The following is a 10,724-nucleotide window of genomic DNA, read 5'->3' on the forward strand; positions in this document are numbered from 1 at the left end:
TGGTTCGGTGACGTGGGCCGATGAGACCATCGGTTTGAACGGTTGCGCGGGCTATGCCCAGGCGCGTGCTTTCGTGAGCGTCGAGGTCGAGACCGACAATGTGATCACCTGGGTGACGCTGTGGGGAGCGCCGTTCAGCCTCGGCTGATCTCGGCTATCCACTCGTGCAACGCGAACGGGCCTGTCGCCGTCACGACAGGCCCGTTTCGCGGTGCGGCACGGGCGAATCAGAATTCGTGCCGTCCACCCGCGCTGGTCTGTCCGTCGGCGAGCAGATCGCGAATCTGGATCAGCACCTCCGAATCGGTGAGCGTGGTGTCGTCGGGCCGAAAGCGTTTCTTCATGCGCGTGGCGGGCAGTATGGGCACGAAGAACAGCACCGCGGCGATGAGCTGAGCAGTCGTGCTCGACGGGACCCGCGCGCCGGTAGGCCCGATGCTGATGAGCCCATGGCGAATATCCGGCCAACCGCTGTCGGCAAGTCAATGGAAGACGACGGTGAGCGCGGTGCGCAATGACGCCCCGGCCACGGCGGTGGCGTGCTCGGCGTCCATCGCGACCAGAACCACGCGTTCGGCGGCTCCGCGTCCCTCGCCCGCACCGGAGACGAGAATGACGACGGCATCGGTGGCGAGTGTGCGGGCCGGGCGGGTACCGGAGCCGCTCGCGTCTTCCGCGCCGATCACGTCCACGCGATCGCCCGCGCGCAGAATGTCGGCGACCGCCGTGTCGGCCAGGCGGACGGGCACGATCCTGGCGTCGCGGGCGCCGGTCGCCGCCGCGGCCAGGCGCGGACCGACGACGCGCAGGTCGGTGAGAATCTCGCCCTGACGCACCGCGCCGGTCAGCGTCGCGCCGACGAGGGCGGCGGGATCGGTGACCGCGCCCGCGGGCAATGTGCCCGCCTCGCGCGGTACGGAGCGCAGGTCACCTGCCTCCAGAAGCCGTCCGGGCGCCAGATCCCGGTGCGCGACGACGACCGGCGTGCGTTCTGCGTCCGGGTCACCACGGAGGAAGAGCAACGCCGCGAGCGCGGCGAGAGCGGCGGCGAGCAGACGTCGGGCCAGCACGATGTCGGCCCAGGGCGGTCGCTGCCACCCGGAGGGATTCCAGCCGCCGCGGCCGAGGTCGGCGAGTGCACGAGTCATGGCCGGATCCTATGGCCGGACGCGCATTCGCCCGGCCCGGATCACGGGGGGCTGTGGATAGGTGACTGGCTGTGGAAAACCGTCGAATCAGCTGGCCACGGCCGTGCTGGTGGACGCGGTGGACCCGCTCGACGACCCGGAGTCCGAAGACGAACTCGAGTTGCTGCTCTCGGACTTGGCGGGCTCGCTGGCGGTGGAGGAGCCACCGCGGCTGTCGGTGCGGTAGAAACCGCTGCCCTTGAAGACGATGCCGACCGAGTTGAACAGCTTGCGCAGCTTCCCGGAGCACTCCGAGCACACGCTCAGCGCTTCGTCGGAGAAGGACTGAACGATGTCGAAGCGGTTGTCACACTGGGTGCACGCATACGAGTAAGTAGGCACAGGATCCTCCGCGGTGTACGTCGATCTGGCACTCTACAGCCGACAGTGCCAACACCGCCAATCGGTGTTTCATTCCTCAGGGTAATCGTCGCCGAGTCGCCGCAGGCCACCGCGCGGCGTGAGCGCCCAGCCCATACGCCGATCGTGCGGTTCCTCGGGCAGCCGGTCGAGCAGCTCGTCGTCCCGGACGACCGCGACCAGCCGGGCGTCCGGCCGCGCGGCGGGCAGCGTGCGGTCGTAATAGCCCGCACCGCGGCCGAGCCGCACACCACGGCGGTCCACCGCGAGGGCGGGGACCAGGATGAGCTCGGCCCTGGCGACGGTATCCGGCGGCAGCACGGCCCCGATGGGCTCCAGCAGTCCGTAGCGAGCCCGGCGCAGCGCGTTCGCGCCGGTATACTCCGCCCAGCTCAGCGGCCCGGGAGGGCCGGTGACGGGCAGCAGCACCCGCGCGCCGCCTGCGAGCAGCGCGTCCAGCATCGCCGTGGATCCCGGTTCGCCGACGACCGGAACATACGCGCAGACCCACCCCCGTGCGTCCAACGTGCCGACCGCACCGGCCAGCGCGAACGCCTCTTTTTCCCGCTCCGTGGCGCTCATCACACCTCGCCGGGCGACCAGTTCGATGCGCCATGCATGTTTATCGCGCTCGCAGGGCATCTCCACAGTGATCACCATAGGCTCACCCCGGGACCGGGTCGGCGCGACGCCGACCCGGCGGCGTGATGGATGGATAGGGTATGCGTATGACAGCAAAGGCCGGAAAGCCCGGTGACGCCTCGGTGGTGTCGTGCTTCCGCACGGCCGTGGTGCCCGCGGCCGGGCTCGGGACACGGTTCCTGCCCGCGACCAAGACGGTGCCCAAAGAACTCCTTCCCGTAGTGGACACCCCCGGCATCGAGCTGGTGGCCGCCGAGGCGGCCGGATCAGGCGCCGAGCGGCTCGTGATCGTCACGTCCCCGGGCAAGGACGGCGTGGTCGCGCACTTCGTCGAAGACTTGGTCTTGGAGAGCACACTGGCCGAGCGCGGCAAATACCAGCTGCTCGAGAAGGTGCGCAAGGCGCCGGGGCTGCTCGACGTCACCTCGGTCGTGCAGGAGGAGCCGCTCGGGCTCGGTCACGCCGTGGCCCAGGCCGAACAGGCACTCGACGACGACGAGGACGCCATCGCGGTCCTGCTGCCCGACGACCTCGTGCTGCCCCGTGGCGTGCTCGACGTGATGAGCCGGGTGCGCCGCAAGCGCGGCGGAACGGTGCTGTGCGCCATCGACGTCCCCAAGGACGAGGTCAGCGCGTACGGCGTGTTCGACGTGGCGCCGGTGCCGGACGCGGTGAACCCGAACGTGCTGCGCGTCAAGGGAATGGTGGAGAAGCCCGCGCTCGCCGACGCGCCGTCGACGTTCGCCGCCGCGGGCCGGTACCTGCTCGACCGCGCGATCTTCGACGCGCTGCGCCGCATCGAGCCCGGCGCGGGGGGCGAATTGCAGCTCACCGACGCCATCGCCCTGCTGATCGCCGAGGGACATCCGGTTCATGTCGTGGTGCACCGTGGGTCGCGCCACGATTTGGGCAACCCGGGCGGTTATCTTCGTGCTGCGGTCGATTTCGCCCTGGAACGAGAGGAATACGGCCCCGCCCTGCGGGAGTGGCTGCAGCACCGCCTCGGTCCGGACTGGGATCCGCAGCTGACGACCGACGACTGACGGACCCGGCCGGGGGTTTCGCCGAGACTGGACCGTCGGGTACGAATGATGGTTCACCGCGGTGCGCGCGAATGCGCTTGCGCCGCGGCGCGATCACGCGTGCCCGCGCAGGCGAGGTCGGATGGAGTGCGGAGAAAATCAGGAAGGGCTGGATGCGCTCGGTTGAGGATCAGCAGATCAAGGTGACCGCCGCGGCAGTCGCGCCCCGGCCGGTCCGGGTCGCGATTTCCGAGGCCCAGGGCCTGCTGTGCGCCGAGGATGTCGTCACCGAGCGGCCGTTGCCCGGCTTCGACCAGGCCGCCATCGACGGCTACGCCGTGCGCAGCGTCGACGTCGCCTCGGCCGGGGCCGACATCCGCGACGAAGCGGGCGATCTCGTCGACCTGACCCTCCCCGTGGTCGGCGAGGTGGTCGCCGGTTCGCGGCAGCCGATCCGTTTGCAACCGCGTCAGACCGTCCGGGTGGACACCGGCGCCCCGATGCCTACCCTCGCCGACGCGGTGCTCCCGCTGGATTTCACCGACGGCGGGCGCGCCAGGATCAAGGTGTACGAGCCGGTGCGTTCCGGCGACTACGTCCGGCGCATCGGTGACGACGTCCAGCCCGGCGACGTCGCGGTGCGCGCTGGCACCATCATCGGCGCCGCGCAGGTCGGTCTGCTCGCCGCGGTCGGCCAGGACAAGGTGCTGGTGCACCCGCGCCCGCGACTATCGGTGCTCTCGGTTGGTGGAGAGCTGATCGATATCGATCGCACACCAGGTCCCGGACAGGTCTACGACGTGAACTCCTACGCGCTGGCCGCGGCCGCGCGGGACGCGGGCGCGGACGTGAACCGCGTCGGCATCGTGAGTTCCGATCCGCGCCGGTTGCGTGACGTGGTCGAGGGGCAGCTGGTGCGCTCCGAGGTGGTCGTCATCGCGGGCGCGGTCGGCGGCTGGGCCTCCGAGCAGGTCCGGGAGGCGCTCGAAGGGCTCGGCGAACTGGAGATCACCCGCGTGGCCATGCATCCCGGCTCGGTGCAGGGCTTCGGCCGGCTCGGCCGCGACGAGGTGCCGACTTTCCTGCTGCCGTCCAACCCGGTCGGGGCACTGGTGGTTTTCGAGGTGATGGTGCGGCCCCTGATTCGAATCGCCTTGGGGCGCAGGCATCCCATGCGCCGGATCATCAGCGCGCGCACCATCACGCCGATCAGTTCCATGGCCGGGCGCAAGGGCTACCTGCGCGCGCAACTCATGCGGGACGAGGCGACCGGTGAATACCTCGTGCAGCCGCTCGGCGGCGGGAACTCGTCCTCGCACCTGCTCGCCACGCTCGCCGAAGCGAACAGCCTGATCGTGATCGATCCGGACGACACCGAGATCCGCACCGGTGACGAAGTCCAGGTCGCCTTTCTCGCGCAGCGCGGATGAGTCGTGGACGCGATGAACGTTTTCCGGGTCACGCAGCATCCGGGGTGGCCCGCGCGACTGGGCCCGGTCCGGGTGGCCGCGGGACAGGTGAGCCTGCGTCCGGTGCGCTTGCGTGACGCGGCGGCGTGGAGCCGGATCCGGTTGCGGGACAGGGCGCATCTCGAGCCGTGGGAGCCGACCGGCCGCGGGGCGTGGGAGGCGCGCAATCACGCCTCCAACTGGCCCTCGCTGTGGTCGAGCTTGAAAGCCGAGGCCCGGCGCGGCGCGATGATCCCGCTCGTGATCGAAGTGGACGGCGCGTTCAGCGGACAGCTGACCATCGGCAATATCGTGCGCGGCGCACTGCGCTCGGCTTGGATCGGCTACTGGGTGGCCAAGGATCTCAGCGGGCAGGGCGTCGCGACCGCCGCGTTGGCGCTCGGCGTCGACCACTGCTTCGGGCCGGTGGGTCTGCACCGGATCGAGGCCACCGTGCGGCCGGAGAATCTGGCCAGCCAAGCGGTGCTGCGGAATGTCGGTTTCCGGGAGGAGGGGCTGCTGCGGCGCTACCTCGACGTGGACGGCGCCTGGCGGGATCACCTGCTGGTCGGCATGACCGTCGAGGAACTCGCCGGGACGGTCCTGGACCGGATGGTGCGAGAGGGGCGCGTCACCCTCCAGTAGAACCGGCCACCGGACCGCGGTGGCGTTGGTGGAAATGTGACAGGTGTGGCGGATGAGCACGGCGCGCCTGCCGGAACTTGGTGCTACCCGGAATTAGCCTACGGACGTCGATGGTGCGTCTTGCGTCATCGGCAGGGAGCCTGCGAGAGGACCGGCGTCCACGCCGCTGCGCGGACGGGAGCCGGCCGAGCGCGGGGCGTGTGACGCACCGCTCGCGGGCCGAGCCGGACAAAATCCTGGCGGGACGGAGGTGCTGACGCGATGCCGAATTCGATCCTCTGGATCGGTCTCGTCGTGCTCTGGGTCTTCGTTCTGTTCCCTATTCTCGCCGACCGCCACCCGAGAATCCGCCGGACCACCGACGCCGCGCTGGCCACCAGGGTCCTGCACCGCGGCGGAGGCAAACGACGTCTCAGGAAAGGCCCGGCCGCCGGGCACGAAACCGATCCGAACTGGCGGCCTCGCCGCGTACCGAGAGAGCATTCCCACAGCGATGATGCGGAGGACCGGATGACGACACCGGCCGACGAGCCCGTCACCGAGACCGACGAGGAGAGCCCGTCCGCGGCCGACGACACCGCGGCATCCGACATCGCTGACGCCGAAACGGACGACACCGAGGTCGATGACATCGTGCCCGTCGCACCGGACGACGACGAGTCGGAAGACGACGACGAAGCCGCCGAAGTCGCTGCGAAGATCGACGCGGAGACCGATGATGACGGCGTGGGCGCACACCACCCGGAGCCGGTCGCAGCCAGAATCCCGCCTGCGCGCTCCACCGTGCCCGCCCGCGTGGACTACGACGCGTACGACGACTACGACGACGATTACGACGCCGACGATTATGACGCCGCCGCGATGGAACCGGATTTCGTCCCCACCCGCCGTGGCCGCGGCGGCTACGACCCCGAGGCCGACGCCATCGCTCGCGCCGCCCGCTACACCTTCCGGCAGCGCGCCGTACTCGGCCTGCTGCTGGCCGCCGTCCTGTCCGGCGCCCTCGCGCTGGTCTTCAGCCCGCTGCTGTGGTGGGCCTGCGGACTCGCCGTCACCGTGCTGGTGACCTACCTGGCCTACCTGCGCAAGCAGGTGCGCATGGAGGAGGAGATCCGCCGCAGGCGCGCCGCCCGCCTCAACCGCGGCCAGCAGGGGGAAGCCGATCCACGCGCGCGCCGCGGCCGCGCACCGCAAGGCGCGATGGACCGCGACACCGCCCGCGCCCTCCGCCGCCGCTCCACCCTGATCGAGCCCGACGACGAAGACCCCATGTTCGCCCACCTCGACCCCTTCGACCCCGCCACCGCCCGCGCCCTGCGCACCCGCACCAGCGGCGACATCCGCCGCGCCGCCGGCGCGTGATCCCCACCATCCGCGCAGGTCAGAGCACCGATTCGGAGTCTGGCGCCATGGCCTGATACAGTGTCACAGCGCGGTTCCCCGGAGCCGCACGGGGCTATAGCGCAGTTGGTAGCGCGTCTCGTTCGCATCGAGAAGGTCAGGGGTTCGATTCCCCTTAGCTCCACTTACTGAGAAGCTGCAGGTCATTGACCTGCAGCTTCTTTTATGCCTCGATCGCAGCCTCGCTGAGCTGGTCCTGATCGGGCGACGTAGGTTCGATTCGCATGATGTGTCCGCTTTGTGTTCAGTACGAAAGCTTTTGGCGCAGTGGAGCGTCGGTCACTATTCTGCACTTCGTGACGGTCACCGATTCTCGGGATTGGCAGCCATTCAGCAGCCGCAATGCGGGTCAGCCTATCGACCTGGGTTGGCATGAAGATGTCCCACAATCGTTGGAACACTCGCTTCGTGAGTGGCTATACCATCAGTTTGTGCTGGACCGCGGAGTTCGTCAGCGGGTCGCCGCACGCCTTCGGTATGTGCCGAGTGAACAGCACTGGTATCACGGCGACATGCGTGGGGTGCCGACCGAGGCCCTGTTGGATTGGGTCGATGCAACTCCGCACGTCTGGACTGGCGACATGGGCTCTCACTCCAGACGCGAGATCCGAGAGCAGGTGAAGCTGGTTGAAGATGTCCTGCGTGATGGGCGCTCGGTGTGGACGGTCAGCGAAAAGCGTGACTCGTTGGAACGGAGGCAAGATCCTACGGTCACGGCCGCTGTGCGACAAGCGGGTGAAAGTGCTGTTGCAGCCGATCGCAATGCGGCCGCCGCTCATCTGCAAGTTGCGTGGGACGCTGCGTACAGGTTTCATCCTGATCCGTCGACGGCATAGCGGGAAGCGATTCTTGCTGTCGAGGCGGCGGCGATCCCTGTCGTGGTACCCACCCAGGCTGGCGCGACCTTGGGGCATGTGCTGGGCAACTCAAGAATCAGGGCCATTTGTACGCGCTTGCCATCCTCGACAAATCCGGTGTCTCAATCCCCGTGACGGCAGTGGCGCTGATGATTGGGCTGTTGTGGGAAGGGCACACAGATCGGCACGAAGGCGTCACACCTGCGATTCCGATCACGCCGGAGGCTGCGCAGATGGCAGCCATGCTCGCTGTGGCTCTCGTTCAGTTATTTACGACTGGAGCAATCCAGCGCCACCCTTGAGCTTGGACGCAGCCGAGTTCAGGCGGCGTCGGTGTGGTGGCTGGTGAAGTTGACTCGGGTTTCGTCGGCGTCAAGGGCGATGTTGAGGGTGGCGTCGAGGGCGTCAGCGAGTTTGGCGAGTAGGGGGAGGGTTGGCACGGTGTCGGAGCCTTCGATGCGCGAGATTTTGGCTTGGGTGAGACCTGCGCTTACTACGAGGCCGGCTTGGGTGAGTCCGAGTTCGGTGCGGCGGTCGTAGACGGCTTTGACCAGCGCCATGGAGAGCCGGATTTCGCGGCGCGCCTCGGTGATGTCGCAGGCTTCGGTGTAGCCCTCGGTGAGTGTGCGTTCCCGGAGAGTTTTCCAGCGTGCGTGGCTCATCGGTCCAGTTTTCGTCTCTCGATTGTGCGGATGAATTCCTCGTGGGCGGGTTCGCGTTCGGCCCGGCAGGTCTGTTGGCGAGTTTCGCCGGCTCCACTAAAGTAAGAGCCGCAGGCCAGCGGCCTGTGGCTCTTACTGTCTGGGCGGCGATTCTGCAACACCTGCAAGCACTCGCCGACGCCGATGGTCAGATCGATCGGCAGATCAGCGTGGACTCCACGATCATGCGTGCTGCGGCATCAACAGGTTCGAGCACTACCGCGCCCTTGCTACCCGATACGAGAAGCTGGCCGTCCGCTACCTGGCGATCCTGCATATCGCCGCCATCGACCTATGGCTCTAACCCACTTCTAGACAGGCCCTGGTGCGCTGCGGCCGTCGGGCGCTTACGTGGTCGCGGTGGCGGGTATTGGAACGGCTCGAAGATTTCATCCAGGCGCAGTCCCATGAAATTCTGATCGGGATACAGCAGACCGTGGAAATCGTGATCTTGGTAGAGGACATCCTCCAAATCATGGAAGCTGTAATCGTATTCGGATTCCGGTAGATCCCGGATCGACGCGGGTTGCATCTCATCGAGTTCGTCACATGTCGCGCGGGCGTCAGCGAGCATCAACCAGAGTGCTATTTCTTCGGCCATAGATCGCGGTAGGGGGTAGTCACCGCGCTCTAGGTCGTCGACCAGATTGTCGAAGCACCGTGCCAAACGCTGATAAAAACTCGGCTTCTGTCCGTGCATCGATTCTGGTAGGTGGGTCTCACCGAACCCGAAATCCTTGTCCCGCACCTCGTCGCCGATAACGCATCCGGAAGTCCGCAACATTTCGGCGGTGCGCGGCGTGATGATCGTCGGCCGGAAGTATTCGTCCTCTCCGAGCCCGCTCAGCTCGTCCTCGCTGATTTCGTTGCCACTCGGGTCGTGAGGTGCCGACGTCACGGGAAATCGCATCACACCGCAGATGGACGGCCGTACCAGAGCTTTGAGGTAGGGATCGTTCAGCTCGCCGAACAACTTCAGGTCGGATTCGACGTCGGCGCTGATGGTCTCGGCGATCCGCTCCACTTCCGCACGCACCGGTCCGGGAGCGGCGGCGATTGCTTCGGTCAGGAATTCGCGGGCTAGGCCGACACCTTGTAGAAGGTCGTTCAGCGCGTCGGCCAGCCGCACTGCTTCCCAACGGTGCTCGAGGGTTGCGATTGCTTTCAGCTCGTCCCAGCCTTCGTCGTGGTACACCGCGACGACGCGATGCTTACTCGGCGTGTGCTGTGGCAGGAACAACCTGTACGGGTTGTTGTAGCTCATGTCTCGGGGTGATCCTTGTGTGTTGGTGACGTTTTCGGGTGCACGGATCGATGCCCGGCCGCCCTGGAGGTGGATGCGTGAGAGCGCACAGCCCTGCTGGCCGGGGTTTCAATCTAGGGTTTCCTGCTGGTTGCCACGGTTCGTCCGGTGGCCCCGTTGCGGGGTAGTCCGACTGTAGCACGGGCGGAATGACGAGAGTGGTCGCTTTGGCCGCTGCTCCTGAAGCAGGCGGCACGGGCCGCATACGAGGCAGGCGGCCATACCCAATACGCAGCAGCCCGCTTCGTCGTATCTGGCAGCGGGACATGCCTCGCCGAGTGGTCGCGGGGATCTCCGGCTCGCGCACCAGCGCGGACGCCGTATGGGACCACGGTTAAATGAACTTCGGTTCTCTAAACTGGTCTCGTTCCCTGGCAGCAGTTGGGCGGCGATTCAGCTACATGGGGAGGGAAGGCACACAGACCGACACGACGGGTAACTCCAGCGACTCCGACCACGAGAGAGGTGCTTGAATGGCGGCGACCGTTGCTTTGTGGCTCACGACTGTGGTTTGCCTCGCGAGCTATTCAGCGCAGGTAAGTGCAAAGCAACTGCTCATGTTCAGGCTGCGTCGGTGGGGTGACGGGTGAAGTTTACTCGGGTGTCAGCTGCTTCTTGGCTCCGCCAGGTGCCCTTGGTCCGGATGGTCGTGACCCGCGGGTCCTTTTGGAAAGCCGTTCTCGCAGCTCGGAAAAATTGCCCAGCAGATCGGTCCGGTTCGTGTACCTTCCTGCCATGTTCACTACTAAAATCAACAGGTCGCCAGCCTGGGGTTTTGCTTATTACATCCCTTACGACCCTGTTGGCGCTGTCCTTGTGATCTCCCGGCCTAGGCGATCTGTTGTCGCCGGATGAACCTTCGGTCGCAGCCCGGTGTGGCTGGTCGACACGATCGATGAGTGGGAACGGCGGCGGACCGGATCTCGAGACCGCGTTCTCGTTCGCCACGGCGTCGAGGGTCCCCGTTCTCAGTCGAACCGCAGATTCGGTGCCGGTTCATTGACAGCGGAGGTCCTCAGCGGAAGAAGCTCTGAGGTTGCCCCGGTTTCCCGGACGGGTTGGGTGTGATGCTCACGCGGCTGCGTGAGTGGGGGTGTGGGCTTGTTCGTACTCTACGGGGCTGAGCATTCCGATCTTGGAGTGTCGTCTTCTGGGGTT

At 66.8% G+C, this 10,724-nt stretch carries 11 protein-coding genes, 1 tRNA gene and 1 pseudogene; 8 read left to right on the forward strand and 5 right to left on the reverse strand.

Annotated elements, in window-relative coordinates; translation table 11 throughout:
* A partial coding sequence (locus tag IU450_RS38930) for an MspA family porin (protein ID WP_195154727.1) occupies positions 1-148 on the forward strand: 148 nt, incomplete at its 5' end.
* Positions 149-482: 334 nt separating this feature from the next.
* Here IU450_RS38930 and IU450_RS38935 read toward each other — a convergent pair.
* From IU450_RS38935 to IU450_RS38945, 3 genes are all read right to left on the reverse strand, one after another.
* A complete protein-coding gene (locus IU450_RS38935) occupies positions 483-1,148 on the reverse strand; it encodes an SAF domain-containing protein (RefSeq protein ID WP_195154728.1) in 666 nt (221 codons plus the stop codon).
* Between the two features lie 87 nt (positions 1,149-1,235).
* Positions 1,236-1,529: an FmdB family zinc ribbon protein gene (locus IU450_RS38940; protein ID WP_043697957.1), complete on the reverse strand. Its 294-nt coding sequence runs from the start codon at positions 1,527-1,529 to the stop codon at positions 1,236-1,238.
* A gap of 69 nt (positions 1,530-1,598) precedes the next feature.
* Positions 1,599-2,207 (reverse strand): 5-formyltetrahydrofolate cyclo-ligase, encoded by a 609-nt coding sequence (locus IU450_RS38945; protein WP_195154729.1) that lies wholly within the window; start codon positions 2,205-2,207, stop codon positions 1,599-1,601.
* Positions 2,208-2,275: 68 nt separating this feature from the next.
* Between IU450_RS38945 and IU450_RS38950 the strand changes: the two genes are divergently transcribed.
* The 6 genes from IU450_RS38950 (at position 2,276) to IU450_RS38975 (ending at position 7,541) form a co-directional block, all read left to right on the forward strand.
* The gene (locus IU450_RS38950; RefSeq protein ID WP_195154730.1) at positions 2,276-3,232 is read left to right on the forward strand and encodes a UTP--glucose-1-phosphate uridylyltransferase; all 957 of its coding nucleotides are present in this window, start codon (positions 2,276-2,278) and stop codon (positions 3,230-3,232) included.
* Between the two features lie 152 nt (positions 3,233-3,384).
* Positions 3,385-4,641, forward strand: a complete 1,257-nt coding sequence (gene glp / locus IU450_RS38955) for a gephyrin-like molybdotransferase Glp (RefSeq protein ID WP_043697950.1) — start codon at positions 3,385-3,387, stop codon at positions 4,639-4,641.
* Positions 4,642-4,653: 12 nt separating this feature from the next.
* Complete coding sequence (locus tag IU450_RS38960) at positions 4,654-5,304, forward strand: GNAT family N-acetyltransferase (protein ID WP_195154735.1); 651 nt, start codon at positions 4,654-4,656, stop codon at positions 5,302-5,304.
* A 261-nt stretch (positions 5,305-5,565) separates the two neighbouring features.
* Entirely contained in the window at positions 5,566-6,666 is a 1,101-nt protein-coding gene (gene glpR / locus IU450_RS38965; protein ID WP_195154731.1) for a gephyrin-like molybdotransferase receptor GlpR, read from the forward strand.
* Positions 6,667-6,756: 90 nt separating this feature from the next.
* Positions 6,757-6,829 (forward strand) — tRNA-Ala (locus IU450_RS38970).
* A gap of 172 nt (positions 6,830-7,001) precedes the next feature.
* The gene (locus tag IU450_RS38975) at positions 7,002-7,541 is read left to right on the forward strand and encodes a hypothetical protein (protein WP_195154732.1); all 540 of its coding nucleotides are present in this window, start codon (positions 7,002-7,004) and stop codon (positions 7,539-7,541) included.
* A 341-nt stretch (positions 7,542-7,882) separates the two neighbouring features.
* On the opposite strand, the gene IU450_RS38980 is transcribed toward IU450_RS38975, so the two are convergent.
* Positions 7,883-8,224 (reverse strand): helix-turn-helix domain-containing protein, encoded by a 342-nt coding sequence (locus tag IU450_RS38980; RefSeq protein ID WP_195154733.1) that lies wholly within the window; start codon positions 8,222-8,224, stop codon positions 7,883-7,885.
* Positions 8,225-8,456: 232 nt separating this feature from the next.
* On the opposite strand from IU450_RS38980, the pseudogene IU450_RS40495 reads away from it, so the two are divergent.
* Positions 8,457-8,567: pseudogene (locus IU450_RS40495) on the forward strand (IS5/IS1182 family transposase); the annotation flags it as partial.
* Here IU450_RS40495 and IU450_RS38985 read toward each other — a convergent pair.
* Positions 8,556-9,527, reverse strand: a complete 972-nt coding sequence (locus tag IU450_RS38985; protein WP_195154734.1) for a hypothetical protein — start codon at positions 9,525-9,527, stop codon at positions 8,556-8,558. The pseudogene IU450_RS40495 and the gene IU450_RS38985 overlap by 12 nt on opposite strands.
* Between the last annotated feature and the right edge of the window lie 1,197 nt (positions 9,528-10,724).

This window comes from Nocardia abscessus (assembly GCF_015477775.1).
GTDB classification, from domain to species: Bacteria; Actinomycetota; Actinomycetes; order Mycobacteriales; family Mycobacteriaceae; genus Nocardia; species Nocardia abscessus_A.